The 16203-nt window shown below is 63.4% G+C and carries 16 protein-coding genes; 3 read left to right on the forward strand and 13 right to left on the reverse strand.

Features of this window, described 5'->3' with window-relative positions:
* Positions 1-12: 12 nt before the first annotated feature.
* The 10 genes from CR492_RS04130 to CR492_RS04180 form a co-directional block, all read right to left on the reverse strand.
* Positions 13-588 (reverse strand): c-type cytochrome, encoded by a 576-nt coding sequence (locus tag CR492_RS04130; RefSeq protein WP_102842469.1) that lies wholly within the window; start codon positions 586-588, stop codon positions 13-15.
* Positions 575-1855: a sulfite dehydrogenase gene (gene soxC, locus CR492_RS04135; protein WP_102842470.1), complete on the reverse strand. Its 1281-nt coding sequence runs from the start codon at positions 1853-1855 to the stop codon at positions 575-577. The genes CR492_RS04130 and soxC overlap by 14 nt, the downstream gene beginning before the upstream one ends.
* 329 nt (positions 1856-2184) lie before the next feature.
* Positions 2185-3438, reverse strand: coding sequence for a tryptophan synthase subunit beta (gene trpB / locus CR492_RS04140; protein WP_102842562.1), 1254 nt, complete (start codon positions 3436-3438; stop codon positions 2185-2187).
* A gap of 133 nt (positions 3439-3571) precedes the next feature.
* Positions 3572-4300 carry a phosphoribosylanthranilate isomerase gene (locus tag CR492_RS04145; protein ID WP_102842563.1) on the reverse strand — a complete coding sequence of 243 codons (729 nt, stop codon included), beginning with the start codon at positions 4298-4300 and terminating at the stop codon, positions 3572-3574.
* Between the two features lie 208 nt (positions 4301-4508).
* On the reverse strand, positions 4509-4835 hold the full coding sequence (locus CR492_RS04150; protein ID WP_102842471.1) for a lipopolysaccharide assembly protein LapA domain-containing protein: 327 nt from the start codon (positions 4833-4835) through the stop codon (positions 4509-4511).
* A gap of 130 nt (positions 4836-4965) precedes the next feature.
* Positions 4966-5256, reverse strand: coding sequence for an integration host factor subunit beta (locus tag CR492_RS04155; RefSeq protein ID WP_102842472.1), 291 nt, complete (start codon positions 5254-5256; stop codon positions 4966-4968).
* Positions 5257-5407: 151 nt separating this feature from the next.
* Positions 5408-6382, reverse strand: coding sequence for a signal peptide peptidase SppA (gene sppA / locus CR492_RS04160; protein ID WP_102842473.1), 975 nt, complete (start codon positions 6380-6382; stop codon positions 5408-5410).
* Positions 6383-6601: 219 nt separating this feature from the next.
* Complete coding sequence (locus tag CR492_RS04170; RefSeq protein WP_102842475.1) at positions 6602-7150, reverse strand: GNAT family N-acetyltransferase; 549 nt, start codon at positions 7148-7150, stop codon at positions 6602-6604.
* A gap of 4 nt (positions 7151-7154) precedes the next feature.
* Positions 7155-7874: a phosphatidylserine decarboxylase gene (locus CR492_RS04175; RefSeq protein ID WP_280951516.1), complete on the reverse strand. Its 720-nt coding sequence runs from the start codon at positions 7872-7874 to the stop codon at positions 7155-7157.
* A gap of 123 nt (positions 7875-7997) precedes the next feature.
* Positions 7998-10016, reverse strand: coding sequence for an ABCB family ABC transporter ATP-binding protein/permease (locus tag CR492_RS04180; RefSeq protein WP_180982414.1), 2019 nt, complete (start codon positions 10014-10016; stop codon positions 7998-8000).
* A 175-nt stretch (positions 10017-10191) separates the two neighbouring features.
* On the opposite strand from CR492_RS04180, the gene CR492_RS04185 reads away from it, so the two are divergent.
* Together CR492_RS04185 and CR492_RS04190 are read left to right on the forward strand one after the other, a co-directional pair.
* Positions 10192-10845 carry a TIGR00730 family Rossman fold protein gene (locus tag CR492_RS04185; RefSeq protein WP_102842476.1) on the forward strand — a complete coding sequence of 218 codons (654 nt, stop codon included), beginning with the start codon at positions 10192-10194 and terminating at the stop codon, positions 10843-10845.
* Between the two features lie 6 nt (positions 10846-10851).
* A complete protein-coding gene (locus CR492_RS04190; protein ID WP_102842477.1) occupies positions 10852-11913 on the forward strand; it encodes a TonB family protein in 1062 nt (353 codons plus the stop codon).
* 57 nt (positions 11914-11970) lie between these two features.
* On the opposite strand, the gene cimA is transcribed toward CR492_RS04190, so the two are convergent.
* Genes cimA through cysS form a run of 3 tightly spaced genes read right to left on the reverse strand, consistent with a single transcriptional unit; the run spans position 11971 to position 15436 of the window.
* Positions 11971-13578 carry a citramalate synthase gene (cimA, locus tag CR492_RS04195; protein ID WP_102842478.1) on the reverse strand — a complete coding sequence of 536 codons (1608 nt, stop codon included), beginning with the start codon at positions 13576-13578 and terminating at the stop codon, positions 11971-11973.
* Between the two features lie 8 nt (positions 13579-13586).
* Positions 13587-14090 (reverse strand): GNAT family N-acetyltransferase, encoded by a 504-nt coding sequence (locus CR492_RS04200; protein WP_102842479.1) that lies wholly within the window; start codon positions 14088-14090, stop codon positions 13587-13589.
* Positions 14087-15436: a cysteine--tRNA ligase gene (gene cysS / locus CR492_RS04205; RefSeq protein ID WP_102842480.1), complete on the reverse strand. Its 1350-nt coding sequence runs from the start codon at positions 15434-15436 to the stop codon at positions 14087-14089. The genes CR492_RS04200 and cysS overlap by 4 nt, the downstream gene beginning before the upstream one ends.
* A gap of 341 nt (positions 15437-15777) precedes the next feature.
* Between cysS and CR492_RS04210 the strand changes: the two genes are divergently transcribed.
* Positions 15778-16203, forward strand: coding sequence for a hypothetical protein (locus tag CR492_RS04210; protein ID WP_146030163.1), 426 nt, complete (start codon positions 15778-15780; stop codon positions 16201-16203).

Raw genomic sequence — 16203 nt, forward strand, 5'->3', positions numbered from 1 at the left:
ATATTCGACGCTCTATTTATAAAGGCTCAGTTCCGGCCGGGGGTCTGGAATGAAGCCGTCCCGATTGGGCATCTTCACCTTTGGCAACTCCGCCGCATTGATCTTGTCGTCTGGGCCGATGATATGGCCTTCGGCCAGAATGAAAGCGACAACGGCGTAGACTTCGTCATTCGTCAAGGAGCCCGGCGCATTGAACGGCATGGCGCGTTTGATGTAGTCGAACAGCGTCGTCGCATAAGGCCAATAGCTCTCCGTCGTCTTGACAGGCTTGTCGGTGGCGAGCGAGCCGCGTCCTCCGACGAGCTTGTCGCCGCCAAAGCCCGGCTGCGGATTGCCTTCGAGCTTGTCGCCATGGCAGACGGCGCATTTCTCCGCGAATACGACACGCCCCGCCTTGGCGTCTCCCGATCCTTGAGGAAGACCGCGGCCATCTGGCGGAATCGCGAAATAGCCAGCGAGCTGATCGGCCGGAAGCGGCGCGCCCAGATTGAGCCGCGTATCGCCAGCGGTCTGCGCGGAACCCGTGGCGGCGCCCGCCAGGGAGGCAATGAGGATGAGCGCGAGACGCGCGGCGTTAGGCGTGAACATTGGCGACGCTCCCGTCCTCGGCCACCGCCCAGCTTTGAATGGCGTTCAAATGATAGACCGAAGCGAAAGGCCCGTGGTCGCCCCGGATCGCAAGCAATTGTTGGCGCGTCGGCTGGATGTAGCCGGTCTCGTCCATGCAGCGGCTCTGCAAGATCGCGCCCTCCCCGCCCCAACTCCATGGAAAGGAGAAGCGGACGGCGCACATCGGCTCGGCCGGCGTGTCGAGCCGCGCCGGAAACCAGCTCGTGCCGCCATCGGTCGAGACGTCGACGCTTTGGACGCGCCCGCGCCCCGACCAGGCGAAGCCGGAAATATTATAAAACCCCGGCCCCGGCAGCTTCATGTCGCCCGAGGGGAAGACGATGACCGATTTCGCCTCCATATCGAGGGTGAACATGCGCGCGCGGCCGTCCTCCATGAGGTCGGTATATTTCGAGGTCTCCTCGCGCGTCATGAAAGGCTTGTCGCTGACCTCAAGACGGCGCAGCCACTTTATGTGGGTGTTGCCTTCGTAGCCGGGCAAAAGCAACCGTAGGGGATAGCCCTGCTCGGGCCGGATCGCCTCGCCATTCTGGCCATAGACGATCATGCCGTCGGTCAGCATTTTTTCGAGCGGGATGCTGCGAGTCATCACCGCAGCATCGGATCCTTCGCCAAGCACCCAGGTAGCGCCATCCTTCAGGCCGACTTCGCGCGCGAAGGTGGAAAACAACACCCCGGTCCATTCGGACGTGCTGAGCAGTCCATGCGTGCCCTGAACGGTTTTAGCGGTAGGCTTTTTCCACTCGGTCAGGCCATTGCCGGAACATTCGATGAAATGGCGACGCGTGACCGAGGGCATGCGCTTGATGTCGTCCATGCTGAAGCGCTTCGCCGCGCCAACCATGCCATGCACGAGAAGACTGTGGCGCGACGGATCGATCGTCGGTATGCCGCCGTGATGGCGCTCGAAATGCAGCCCCGAGGGCGTGATGACGCCGACAAGCGCGGCGAGCGGCGTCAACGACCAGGAGGTATTTTCATTTGGCGTTGGAAAACGCACGCGCACAGCGGTTTCAAACTGCGAGCGGCCGCCATAGCCCCCATCGGCCGCCACGGGACGCCCCTGCACTTTGGTTGGATCGTCCGGGACATCGAACCATTGCGCGCCGGGAGGCGCTTTTTCCGCCGCAACCGCTACTGACGCGCCCAAAGCCGCGGAAGCCGCGCCGACCGCAGAGCCGGCGGCGAAAAGAAAACGCCGCCGATCGGCGCGCGGAGCGAACATGCCGTCCCTGCAAGGGCAGCCGGCGTCATCTGCAGAAACGGGCCGCATCGCTCCTCCCTCCCGTCCGGCCGTGCAAAGAGGCGATACGCCCTCGTCGCGCGGCCGTCTGATCTTGATCGGACTTTTGCCGTTCTCGGAGCCGTGGTTTCGCCGCGTAGCGCGACAAGGCTCCGATTCAGCTTTTATGCGCCGATCTTGCCGCCACTATACGATGAGTTGATCCAGATCAAAGCGGATTTAGCGATGGCCCAAGCCGCAGCGAAGCGTGGCTGTTGTTGCTACGGGCGCCGAAAAGCGTCAGGCGGGTAGATCCCATCGCACCTTGAAGACTACATGCCGCCGAGATGGTCCGCGACGGTAAAAATGTCCTTGTCGCCGCGGCCGGAAATATTCACCACCATCAGATGATCGCGCGGCTTCTGCGGCGCGATCTCGCCGACCTTGGCTAGCGCATGCGCCGGCTCCAGCGCCGGGATGATGCCTTCGAGTTTTGAGCATTGCTCGAAGGCGGCCAGCGCTTCCGCGTCGGTCGCGGACAGATAGGTCACTCTGCCGGATTCCTTCAGCCAGGAATGTTCGGGGCCGATGCCGGGATAGTCGAGCCCGGCCGAGATCGAATGGCCTTCCTCGATCTGGCCGTCCGCATTCATGAGAAGATAGGTGCGGTTGCCATGCAGCACGCCCGGCCGCCCGCCCGCGAGCGACGCCGCATGCTTGTCATGGAGGCCAAAGCCCGCCGCCTCGACGCCATAGATCTCAATCGATGGATCATCGAGGAAAGGATGAAACAGGCCGATGGCGTTGGAGCCGCCGCCAATGCAAGCGAACAGCGAATCCGGCAAACGGCCTTCGGCCTCCTGCATCTGACGCCGCGTCTCATCGCCGATGATGCACTGAAAATCGCGCACCATCGCCGGATAGGGATGCGGCCCCGCCGCCGTGCCGATGCAATAAAAGGTGTCGGCGACATTGGTGACCCAGTCGCGCAACGCCTCGTTCATCGCGTCCTTCAGCGTCCTCGCGCCGGATTCCACCGGCACGACCTTGGCGCCGAGCAGCTTCATGCGGAAGACATTGGGCTTTTGCCGCTCGACGTCGACCGAACCCATATAGACGACGCAATCGAGCCCGAAGCGCGCGCAGGCGGTGGCGGTCGCGACGCCATGCTGGCCAGCGCCCGTTTCGGCGATGATGCGCGTCTTGCCCATGCGCCGCGCCAGCAAAATCTGGCCAAGCACATTGTTGATCTTATGCGCGCCGGTGTGGTTCAGATCCTCGCGCTTGAAATAGATCTTTGCGCCGCCCGGGGCGCCTGAGTCCGCCGCCTTGCTCCGGAAAAATTCGGTCATGCGCTCGGCAAAATACAGCGGGCTCGGCCGGCCGACGTAATGGGTCAGAAGATTGTCGAGTTCGGCCTTGAAGGCCGGGTCAATCCTTGCCGCCTCATAGTGACGTTCGAGGTCGAGGATCAGCGGCATCAGGGTTTCGGCGACGAACCGGCCGCCGAAAACGCCAAAATGGCCGCGATCGTCCGGTCCCGTGCGATAGGAGTTGAGGTTTTGCGCAACAAAAGCCTGGCTCATTTGGCCGCCTGTGATCGGGACGAAAGCCGCGCCGCGCCAAGCGCCGCGGACTGGCGCCATGCGTCGGACCTTCAAAAAAACGAAATTCTCGCCTGTTTCCAATGCCGCGCATGTCGGCGCGCGCGCTCTTTGTCTAGCCGTTTCGCCGCGCCAAACCAAGCTTCTCCTGCAGCCCGCCCTTGCCCCGCGCGGCGGCTTTCGTCGCTGGGGCAAGGCTTTCCGCCGCAGCGCGCGCGGCCTTGACGAAGGCGGCGATCTTCTCGGCGTCCTTGACGCCCGGAGCGCTCTCGACTCCCGAAGAGACGTCGACACCATGGGCGCCCGACGCTCGCAGCGCCTCCGCCACATTGCCGGAATGAAGGCCGCCAGCGAGCAGCCAGGACCGGCTGATTTTCTGCCCGGCGAGCAGTCTCCAGTCGAATACGGCGCCGTTGCCGCCGGGATGCGCGGCGTTCGCCGGCGGCTTGGCGTCGAACAGCAGCATATCGGCGACCTCGTCAAAGGCGCGAATCCGATCGAAGCTGGCGCGGCTCTCGATTTCAATCGCCTTGATGACCTTCAGACCGAAATTGGCGCGGATGGCGGCGACCCGCTCGGGCGTCTCCTTGCCGTGCAATTGCAGATAGACCGGGCGCAGGGCGGCGATCGCCGCGGCAAGCAGGGCGTCGTCGGCGTCGACCGTCAAAAGCACCTTGGCGACGCCCGCCCCGACGCGCGCGCCAAGCTCCTGGCCCAGCTCCAGAGAAATATGCCGTGGGCTCTTTTCGAACACGACGAAGCCGATCATGTCCGCGCCGGCCGCGACGGCGGCGTCAACGCTCTCAGGTGTCTTGAGGCCGCAAATTTTGATCAATGTGCTCATGATGCGCCTTGGCGCTGCGCCGTCGCGGCGTCCGCCTGCCGGTGTTTCAATCAACGCGCCTTCCGGCCGGATGGTGGCCATCCGGGCAGGATAATTCGCGCAACTTTGCGAGTGGGCCGTGATCAATCCGCCAGGGGCGGAAGCGAGTCTTAAGCTCTTCGATTTAGCTCATGTTGATCCGAAAAGCCTGGAACTTTTCGGCGCGATGCTAGACGCCCTTGCGGTGCTCGATCGCCGGATGCAGCGTCTGGCGCGCTCGTTCGGCGTTGACGCGGCGCAATTCGGCCCGCGCGCGCCGGCCTGCGCGCCGCTGCGCGCCCTGCCCCATCCAGGTGGCGACGCCGCCTAAAACCACCCCAACCATTAGAGTCAGGAAAAGCACCAGATAGAAGGGGGCGCTCAGCTGCGGGCCATTGACCCCGCCATTGGGAAACGGATCGAGATAAAGCGTCACGGCGTGCCGGTTCGCCAGCGCGAGCGCGAGCACGACGAAGATGACGGGAAGCAGGATCAGCCATTTCAAAAAACGCGCCATCGCATCCGCCGGCCTGGGTTCAAGCGCATGAAGCGCAAGTTGTGAATGAAGTTTCGCGTGACAGGTCGACCTTTAACCCCGAAACGCCCGGGACGCCAAGGCCTGCGGGCCGGGCGCCGGAGCGAGGGACTCAGCCATCTACGCCATTGTTCAGCCTCTCGCGCATTTCCTTGCCGGTCTTGAAGAAGGGAACCACTTTTTCATCGACCGACACATGCGCGCCCGTGCGCGGATTGCGTCCGACGCGGGCGTCCCGGTGCTTTACGGAAAAGGCGCCAAAGCCGCGCAATTCGACTCGGTCGCCGCGCGACAAGGCGTTGGTGATCTCGTCCAGAATGGCGTTGACGATTTTTTCAACGTCGCGAAGGTAAAGATGCGGATTACGGTCGGCGATACGCTGTACCAGCTCGGATTTGATCATTCGCCCCGCCCGCTAAAGGACTTCCGCATGGATTAAACAGGGGGCAGCTCGAGCGAATTAGAAGCCCTTCGCAAATCGATCTTGCGGCTCGTGAGCCGCCGCCGTCGCTCCCCCCTCGCAGCGACGACAACCGTCAGGCCGCAAGGGCCTTTCAATTCGCGCCGTCAACTTGCCAAATCGAGACCAGACCGTCAAGCATCCGCGTCTCGACAAACTGGCTGGAGCGCTCCAAAAGCCGGCTTAATTCGTCGAAGTGAAAAATGCTCGCGACGCGTGCAGCAAAACTGAACAGACCGATGCGGCCGAACGAGCCCTGCTGCTTCCAATCACGAATTTTCAGCCCCTTTGGCACAGCTTTTTCCTGCTCGAGCCAGGCGATCGCTTCTCTCTCGCCGCCGAGGCGATCGACGAGATGCAGGGAAAGCCCCTGTCTGCCGGTAAAGACTCTGCCGTCGTCGACCGCGGCGAGTTGCGGCGCGGTCAGGTTGCGGCGCTCGCGCACGAGATCCTTGAACCAGACGAAACTGTCGTCGACCAGCGCGGCGAGCGCGGCGCGCGCCGCCGGGCTTGTCGGCTCAAATCCATTCGGCGCCGCTTTCAGGGGCGACGATTTGACCGCTTCGACCTGGACGCCGATCGTATCGAGCAGCTTCGTCACATTTGGATATTCGACGAGGACGCCGATCGATCCGACCAGCGAATTGCCCAGAGCGACAATCTGATCGGCTCCAAGAGCGGCGATATAGCCGCCGGAAGCGGCGAGCGAGCCGACGACGGCGACCGTCGGCTTCTTGGCCGAAAGGCGGCGAAGCTGGTCGTAAAGCCGCTCCGCGCCCGCCGTCGTGCCGCCCGGACTATCGATCGACACCAGCACGGCGGCGGCGTCCGACTCCTCGATCCTGGAGATAAGCTTGAGCGTGTCGCGGTCGCCGGTGATTACGCCAGTGATTGACAGCCTTGCGATGTGCGGCGCGAAGCCGACGGCGTCATCCGTTGCAGCGAGCCGCAGGCCGATCGCCAGAACGCCGAGCGCGGCGGCGCCGAAGGCAAGGATGCGCCAGAATGACAGGCGCCGGCGCAAAAGCCGGCGCTCGACGAGATAATCTGAAAAGTGGGGCGCAGCCATGGACGATCCAGCTTTTGGATCACGCTGATTTTGGATCGGTCCAAAATCGTGACGCGATCGATTGCGAAGGCGCAGAACAGGAAGGCGCAGCGCATGTTGTCGCGACATCATGCGCCTGGCGCAGCGCCATTTTTGCCGCCGACGCGCGTGAACTGCGTGCTTTGCGCCGGACGATAGGAGGCAAGGCGGCGCGAGGCAAATGAATTAAGGGCGCCCGCCTCAGCCTGGCGGTTGGCGCAGATCGATCGTCACATGAGTGACGCCGGCTTCCGGCCTGACGGTTAGCGGAAGGCCGGCGCCCTTGAATACGGAAAGCATCGCGAGGTTGCCGGCGAGAACCTCCGCCTCGAAGACGCCGACGCCATTGGCTCTTGCGAGCGCGACAAGCTTGCGCATCAGCGCGCGCGCCAGCCCCTGCCCCTGAAACTCCTCCTCGATGGTGAAGGCGACTTCGGCGCGATGGGGCGGATTGTTGTCGTCGAGCGCAAAATAGCTGGCGCCGCCGATGACGATCTCCTCATCACCGACCCGGGTCGTGACCAGAAGCGAGACGTCGCGGACAAAATCGACGTGGGTAATGTGTTCGAGCTCTGCTTCGGTGACATTGGTTTTGTAGTTGAGAAAGCGCCTGTAGACCGTCTCGGCATCGAGATGCCGGAAGGCCTGACGGATTGCTTCATTGTCGTCCGGCCGCGCCGGGCGAAGCGTCGCCGGGGCGCCATTTTTTAGTTTCAGCTCGACAGGAAGCAGATCTTTCGCAAGCGCCATAACCCTAACTCGACTTAAACGCCCGGCGGTTCGCGCCCGCGCGCAGTTCAGCCAAAACAGTTTCGCCGGCGACGGCTTTTGAGCCGATCGTCACCAGCGCGCGTGTCGCTCCCGGCAGATAGACGTCGACGCGCGAACCGAAACGGATCAGGCCGATGCGGTCGCCAACCCCGATCGACTCACCCTGTCGGACGAAACAAACGATGCGGCGCGCGACGAGGCCGGCGATCTGCACGACGCCGAAGCGGCCGGCGGCCGTCTCGATCACGAGGCCGTTGCGTTCATTGTCCTCGCTCGCCTTGTCAAGGTCGGCGTTGAGGAAGAGGCCCGGCTTATAGGCGATCTTGACGATGCGGCCCGCCACGGGCGCGCGATTAACGTGGCAATCGAACACCGACATGAAGACGGAGATGCGCTGCAGCGGCTCGACGCCAAGGCCAAGCTCGGGCGGCGGCGGGAAAAATCCGACCGCTGAAATCACGCCGTCGGCAGGCGAGATTACGAGACCCTCGTCGAGTGGGGTCTGCCGCACCGGATCGCGGAAGAAATAGGCGCACCAGGCGGTCGCAAAGGCGCCAATCCAGCCAAGCGGACTGAAAAACGATCCGAGCACCAGCGTTGCGACCCCAAAGGAGGCGATGAATACATAGCCTTCTGGGTGGATCGGCGTGACCTGCTTGCGAATGGACTCGATGAGCGACATGGGGCTCTCTTGCTGCGCGATCTTCAGGCCCTTGCGGGTCCGCGTCGACGGTGTCGCATAAAGGGGCGGAAATCCCAAGTCCGGCCAAAAGCGCCTGCGGCCAACCCTGCGCTTTAAATGCGTCTCTTGAGTGAAGGTCCGACGTCAGACCGCCGCAGGACCTTTCTCAACGCCAGGCAGCGGCGCGCTTTCGTCTTCGTCTGCCGCCTCGCCCGGCTCGATGCTGATGCTGATCCGTTCGCCATCCTCGCGCGCGGCGCGGCGCAGCACCTCTTCCGCTTTGCGGATTTCATATTGCCTGCTCCACATGGCGGCATAGGCGCCGCCGCGGGCGATCAACTCGTCGTGCGAGCCGCGCTCGATGATCGCGCCCTTGTCGAGCACGATGATCTCGTCGGCGTTGACGACGGTCGCCAGCCTGTGGGCGATGACGAGCGTGGTGCGGCCCCTGGCGACGCGGTCGAGCGCGTCCTGGATCTCATGTTCGGTGAAGGAATCGAGCGCCGACGTCGCCTCGTCGAGCACCAGGATGGGCGGTCCCTTGAGGATAGTGCGGGCAATTGCAACGCGCTGCTTCTCGCCGCCGGAAAGCTTCAGTCCGCGCTCGCCGACCTGCGCCTCATAGGCGCCCGGCGCGCCTTCGATGAAGCGGTCGATCTGGGCGTGGCGTGCGGCCTCGCGCACCTCCTCGTCGCTCGCGCCCTCGCGGCCGTAGCGAATATTGTAGGCGATGCTGTCGTTGAACAGCACCGTGTCTTGCGGGACGATGCCGATCGCCGCCCGCAACGAGGTCTGCGTGACGAGATTGATGTCTTGTCCATCAATCAGAATCCGGCCCTTCGCCGGTTCATAGAAGCGAAACAGCAGCCGTGCGATGGTCGATTTGCCGGCGCCCGACGCGCCGACGATGGCGATGGTGCGCCCGGCCGGAATCTCGAACGACAACCCCTCGAGAATCGACCGGCGCGGGTCATAGTGAAAGGATACATTTTCGAAGCGGATGGCGCCCCGCTCGACAGCGAGCGGCTTTGCGCCCGGACGGTCCTTCACTTCCGGGTTTTGCGCCATGATGTCGAACATCATCTCGATATCGATCAGCGACTGGCGGATCTCGCGATAGACCATGCCCAGGAAGCTCAGCGGCTGGAACAGCTGGATCATCATCGCATTGACGAGGACGAAATCGCCGATCGTATTCTTGCCGCTCATGACGCCTTTCATGCTCATGATCATCACCGCGGTCAGCCCGCAGGTGAAGATCACCGCCTGCCCCGCGTTGAGAAAGGCGAGCGAGGTGTAGGTTTTGACGCTCATGCGCTCATAGCGCGACATCGACACGTCATAGCGCCGCTTCTCGCGCTCCTCCGCGTTGAAATATTTCACCGTCTCGAAATTGAGCAGGCTGTCGATGGCTTTGGTGTTGGCGTCGGTGTCGCTTTCGTTCATGGCGCGGCGGATGCCGATGCGCCAGTTCGTCGCCGCCAGCGTGAAGGCGAGATAGGCGACGATCATGATCAGCACGGCGGCGACGAAGCGCCAGTCGAACTCGAAGAAGAACACCGCGAGAATCAGGCAGAATTCGACAAGGGTCGGAACGGCCGTCAGCATGGACGTGCGCACGATCGTCTCGATCGAATTGCGCCCCCGCTCGAGAACGCGGGTGAGACCGCCGGTCTTGCGCTCCAGATGAAACCGCAACGAGAGAAGATGCAGATGCTCGAAGACATCGCTCGCGAGGCGCCGGACGGCGTGCATCGCGACGTCGGCGAAGACTGCGTCGCGGACCTGCGTGAACAGCGCCATGGCGATGCGCAAGAGCCCATAGACGAGGGTGAGGATCAGAGGCGCCGCGAGAAAACCCGAAAACGGCAGATGGCCCGGATCGACAAGCGAATCCGTCGCCCATTTGAACGAATAGGGCACCGCAATGGTGACAAGCTTTGCGGCGAGAAGGAGCAGAATGGAGATATAGATCCGCCGCCGCAGATCGGGCCGCCCCGCGGGCCAGATATAGGGCATGAGCCGTCGTACCAGCGGACCGAGTTGGCCGCGCGGACGTGGCGCGGACGCCGGCTTTTGCTGCGCTGGCGCGGCTTGCGGCGGCTGCGACGCTTCGCCTTCGAGCGGCAGCGATCCGCCTGCGATTTTCTGCTGAAATGTCAAGCTTAAGATAAACCTTTCGTGAGCGGCGCGCGCGTGAGATCAAATGAGGCCTTCCGCCTATATAGGCCGCGTTTTGAGCAAACGCACCGGCTCCCTGCAAGATCGGGCCATCGGCGCGGCTCCTTTAGAGGCGGCGGCGGCTTGATTCATTTCGGGCGGCAGGCCACAACGAGGCATGATCGAGGCTTTGAACGCGGCTGAGCGAGCCAATACCGACCGCATCGCGCCGGATCGCATCCGCGCGATCTGCGTCTATTGCGGCTCGGCCAAGGGAGTCGAACCCGCCTATGAGGCAAGCGCAGCGGCGCTCGGCCGGGCGATCGCCGCGGCCGGCCTCGAACTCGTCTATGGCGGCGGCGACAACGGCCTCATGGGCGCTGTGGCCCGGGCCGCCATCGAGGCGGGCGGCAAGGTCACGGGCGTTATCCCCGATTTCCTGCACCGGAAGGAAGGCCTCCTCGCCGATATCCAGGAGACGATCGTCGTCCCCGACATGCACACGCGCAAGCGGCTGATGTTCGAGCGGGCTGACGCCTTCGTCGCGCTCCCCGGCGGCGTCGGCACGCTGGAGGAGCTGGTCGAGCAGCTGACCTGGGTGCAGCTGGAGCGCCATACCAAGCCAGTCGTGATCGCCGATATCGACGGATTCTGGCAGCCGCTGCTGGATCTCTTCGCGCATATGCGCGAGCGGCGTTTCATTCAATCCTCGTTCGAAATCCGCTATCTGGTGGCCGAGAAAATCGAAGACGTGCTGCCGATGATCTGGACCGCCGCGGCGCGAACCGATTTGCTCGGCCTTCGCAAGGAGACGGTGGATCCGCGGCTGTGAGAGAAAATGCTGCAGAAGATCTTTCGCGGCGATGACGCCTTAGCCATCCTGACCGGCGCCCGCGCGGCGCCGGGCGGCGAGGATGACTCGCTTTCGTCGGATGAGGCGGCGCTTACGGCGGGCGCCGAGGATCATCTGGCCGAACCGACTCCCGCTGCTGAGACGTCGCGCCGCCGGTTCTGGCTCATTCTCACCGCCTGCCTCTTCGCCCACGCGCTGATTCTCGCCGCGATCCTTTATGAAAACAATGTGCAGCCGCCGATCGCCGCAGAGGAGGAAATCCCGGTCGAGCTCGTGCAGGAGGTACCGCAACCCAAGGTCGAGCCGCCTCCTCCGCCGCCCCCTAAAAGCGAGGAAAAAAAGCAGAAGCAAAAAATAGAAGACGACGACCGCGTCGCCTATGACGCGCCGCGCGCGGAGAACAAGGAAAAGATCGAGCGCGAGGCGCCAAATCCGGAGACCAAGGCGCAGCGCCAGGCGCCGCCCTCCGAGCAGACCGCTGAGACCCCGTCCCCGCCGCAAAAAGCGGAGGCGCCCCCTATTGCAACCGTGATCGCGCCGCCCGAGGAAGCGCCGGCGAAACTCGCCGACGACAAGCCCGACGCCGAGCCGCTCGACAAGGCCGAGCCTGCGCCCAAGAAAAAGCCCACCGAAACAAAGGCGCCCGTCGTCTCAAAGGCGCCGCCGACAAAAGCCAAGAAGCAGAGCGTCGCCGACCAGCTCGCCTCGCTGACGCCGACTCCCGACTACAAGGTGGGATCGGCGGCAAAGCCCTCGCCCGTCGCCGGCGGCACTGCCAAGACCACCTATCTCTCGATCCTCTACGGCCTCATCATGCGCCAGATGCATGTGCCGGCGGACCTTCAGAATGGCCATCAGCAGGCTGACGGCATCGTCGCCTTTTATGTCGACGAAAGAGGCAATCTCACGCATCAGGCGATCTATCGCGCCAGCGGGCGCCCGGACTTCGACGCGGCGGCGCTCAACGCCGTGCGCCGCGCCGCGCCCTTCCCACCGCCGCCGCGCGGCGATCCGCACTCGATCTGGTTTCACTACGATACGCGGTAGACGTTATTTTTCGTGCATGATGTAAGCCCGAAAAGTCTGCAGCTTTTCGGCTACGCTCTACGCCCCAGCCTTCAATAGCTTGTAGGTGATGGCGTCGGTCAGCGCTTGAAACGAGGCGTCTATGATGTTGGCGGAGACGCCGACCGTCGACCAGGTCTCGCCGGAGGCGTCGCGGAATTCTACCAGCACGCGCGTCACAGCGTCGGTGCCGCCCTGGAACACGCGGACGCGATAGTCGATCAGCTCAAGGTCCTCGATGTAGCGCTGATAGCGTCCGAGATCCTTGCGCAACGCGAGATCAAGCGCATTGACCGGCCCCTCGCCCTCCGCGGCCGAGATCGAGGTCTCTCCGTCGATGCGCACCTTGACCACCGCCTCCGAGACGGTGACGAGATCGCCCTGCGCATTGTGGCGGCGCTCGACGTCGACGCGAAACCGCTCGACCTCGAAAAAATCGCGAATGTCGCCAAGAACGCGCCGCGCCAGAAGTTCGAAGGAGGCGTCGGCTCCCTCATAGGCGTAGCCGAGCGCCTCCTTCTGCTTGACCTCGTCGAGCAGCCGGCCAAGCCTCGGATCGTCCTTGTCGAGCTTGACGCCGATGCGTTCGAGCTCGGCCAGTATGTTCGACTTGCCAGCCTGATCGGATACAAGCAGGCGGCGCTTGTTGCCGACCGATTCCGGCGGCACATGCTCGTAGGTTTTCGGCTCCTTCATCACGGCTGAGGCGTGGATGCCTGCCTTGGTCGCGAAAGCGGAGGCGCCGACATAGGGGGCCTGGCGGTTCGGCGCGCGATTTAAAAGTTCGTCCAGCGTATGGCTGACCTTGGCGAGGCTCGCGAGCCTCTCCATCGGCACGCCGATTTCAAAGTTCTCGGAGAAATCCGGCTTCAGCAACAAGGTTGGTATGATGGATGTCAGATTGGCGTTGCCGCAGCGCTCGCCGAAGCCGTTCAGCGTCCCCTGGATCTGCCTTGCGCCAGCCCGCACCGCCGCAAGCGAATTCGCCACCGCGTTCTCGGTGTCATTGTGGGCGTGAATGCCGAGCCGGTCGCCGGGAGCCCTTGCACAAACCTCGGCAACGATGCGCTCGACTTCATGCGGCAGCGTCCCGCCATTGGTGTCGCAAAGCACAACCCAGCGCGCTCCTGCCTGCAGCGCAGTCTCGACAACGGACAGCGCATAAGAGGGGTTGGCCTTGTAGCCGTCGAAGAAATGTTCGCAGTCGAGAATGACCTCGCGCTGGCGCGATTTCGCCGCCTCGATCGACTCGCCGATCGCCGCAAGGTTTTCTTCAAGCGTCACGCCGAGCGCGACGCGCACATGATAATCCCACGCCTTGGCGACGAAAGTGATGGCGTCGGCCTTGGCCTCCAACAGCATGGAAAGGCCGGGATCATTGTCGAGCGAGCGGCCGGCGCGTTTGATCATGCCGAAGGCGGCGAAGCGCGCATGGCCGAAGTGCGGCGGATCCTGAAAGAACGCCGTATCGGCTGGATTGGCGCCGGGATAGCCGCCCTCGATATAATCGACGCCGAGGCCGTCGAGCAGCGCGGCGATGTGGCGCTTGTCGGCCAGCGAAAAATCGACGCCGGCCGTTTGCGCGCCATCGCGCAAGGTGGTGTCGAACAGGGTCAGCCGCTCTTTTGGCGCAACTTCTCCAGTCATAGCCCTCGTCATTGCGGCGGTCCCGCCGGCAAAGCTTTCTTCATGCGGGTGTTGCCGAGCCAGGCGTCCTCATAGGCGACCGTGTTGCGCCGCTGCGCGACATAGCCGCGCTTGTCGAAGAGAGGTTTTGCCGTGTCGCTGGCGTCGACTTCCAGCGCCGTCAGTTTGCGCGCCGCGGCGAGCTTTTCGATGGCGTCCAGCAGCGCATCGGCGACGCCGGTGCGCGCGACCGCGGGATGCACATAAAGCTGGTCGATCCGATTTCCGGTGAGCACGGCAAAACCAACAGCCGCGCCATCGCGCAAGGCGACGATGCTGAGGCCGCCTTTCAAAATCTTCTCAAGCACATCCTCATCGCTCGCCGCCTCTGCCCAGGCGCGGCGCTGCGAATCGTCGTAATCGTCGGCGGTCAACTCCTCGATGGCCGACAGCCTGATCTCATAGAGCAGCGGCAGATCGGCGGCGAGATAGGGCCGCAGCGAGGGCGCGGACGCGGTCGGTCTTACGCTCATGGTTTCAGCTCCCAGCTTGTCGCGCCGCCCTTGTTGTCTTTCAGGATCACGCCCATCGCGGCGAGCTTATCGCGCAGGCGATCTGACTCCGCCCAATTCTTGTTATGCCGCGCCGCCTCGCGCTCGGCGATCAGCGCCATGATCTGTTCGAACGCGCTTTTTGGCAGCGCGCGTTCGTCCCCGCTGAGATCGGTTAGATCGACACCGAGCAGGGCGAGCCCGCCAAGCAGCGCGCCGGGACGCTTCGCCTTCAATGCATGGAGTTCGGAGATCGCGCGCGGCGTGTTGAGATCGTCCGAGAGCGCGTCGATGAAACTCTCATCCGGCGCCTCGGGCTGCGCGCCGTCGGCGGCGCGGCGCCATTCGCCCAGCGTGCGTTCGGCTTCTTCCAGCGCCTTCACCGTAAAGTCGATCGGCTGGCGGTAATGCGTGCGCAGCATGGCGAGCCGCAGCACGGCGCCTGGCCATTTGCGCCCGCCAAAACTGGCGCTGTTCAGCAACTCATGGATCGTCACGAAATTGCCGAGGCTTTTCGACATTTTTTCGCCTTCGACCTGGAGATGGCCGTTGTGCATCCAGACATTGGCCATGACGCTGTGGCCAAAGGCGCAGCGCGTCTGCGCGATTTCGTTCTCATGATGCGGAAAGACGAGATCGATGCCGCCGCCGTGAATATCAAAAACCTCGCCGAGATGGCGCCAGCTCATCGCCGAGCATTCGATATGCCAGCCGGGCCTTCCGCGTCCCCACGGGCTCTCCCAACCAGGCTCGGACGGCGCGGCCGGCTTCCACAGCACGAAATCCATCGGCCCGCGCTTGTAGGGCGCGACTTCGACCCTAGCGCCGGCGATCATATCGTCGAGCGGCCGTTTCGACAGCGCGCCATAATCCTGCATCGCCGGCACGTCGAACAACACATGGCCTTCGGCCTCATAGGCCGCGCCCTTGTCGATGAGTTTCTGGATGATGACGACCATTTCCGCCATGTGATCGGTGGCGCGCGGCTCGACCGTCGGCGGCAGGCAGCCAAGGCCGGCGGCGTCCTCATGGAAGATCGCCGTCATCTTATCGGTCAAAACGCGGATATCGACGCCGCGCTCGGCGGCGCGGGCGTTGATCTTGTCGTCGACGTCGGTGATGTTGCGGACGTAGCGGACGTGGTCTTTCCCGTAAACATGCCGCAGCAGACGGAACAGGAGATCGAACACAATCAGCATCCGCCCGTTGCCGATGTGCAGATGATCATAGACCGTCGGGCCGCAGGCGTAGACGCGCACGTCGTTCGCGTCGATCGGCGTAAAAACCTCTTTCTGGCGGGTCAGCGTATTATGAAACCGCAGCGACATAAAATTCCCTCGAGCCGGCCCGACATCGGGCCTCGGAGCCTGTTCCAACCCTGGACCAACTGATCCGGAGGCTGAAATGCGCTGGCCGGCTAAGGCGTCGCTGTTGAACTCTTTATGAGGACAAGACGGCTCCAGCCAGCGGCAAGGCTAGCGGATACAAATGGACGCGATCAACGTCCGTTCAAGGCGGGCAGCCTGCGTCATGGAGGAGTTTTATGCGCGAGAGGGCGCCGCCGCGTCAAGTTTTTCCGCGAGCGACGACACTCGATGGCGATTAACGGAAATTTCAAACGAATTCGACACAATTCCTGCAGAACTTCTCAAGGTCGCGCGAGAGCCTCATGTCGTCAGTCACCCTGTCCCCGGTCCGGCGCGCCCCGCCGAGTTCGTCTTCGCCCGGAGCCGTCCCCAGCAGGGCTTTTCCACGCGGAGCGCCTGCCGCTGGGCTCACCCGACGCCAGCGCCAAAAATTGTTTCGCGTGGTGCTGTTTGCGCTCGGCGGCGTGATGGCGGTGTTTGCGCTGGCGCAATCGGCGAGCGCCCAGGTGCTGATCATCCCCGAGAGCGATGGCTATGGTTTCGATGAATGCCTGACGACGAAGTCGGCCTGCGGCGCTGTCGTCGCGGACGCCTGGTGCCAAGCCAATGGCCTCAAGGCGTCCAAGGCTTTCGGCCGCGCGGAAGATTTTTCGGCGCCGCCCGGCGAGGAGCGGCCCGCCGATATCCAGCCGGGCTCGTTTTTCGTCGCCTGCGGCGAGAAGATCTGA

The sequence above is a fragment of the Methylocella silvestris genome, assembly GCF_002891535.1.
GTDB classification, from domain to species: domain Bacteria; phylum Pseudomonadota; class Alphaproteobacteria; order Rhizobiales; family Beijerinckiaceae; genus Methylocapsa; species Methylocapsa silvestris_A.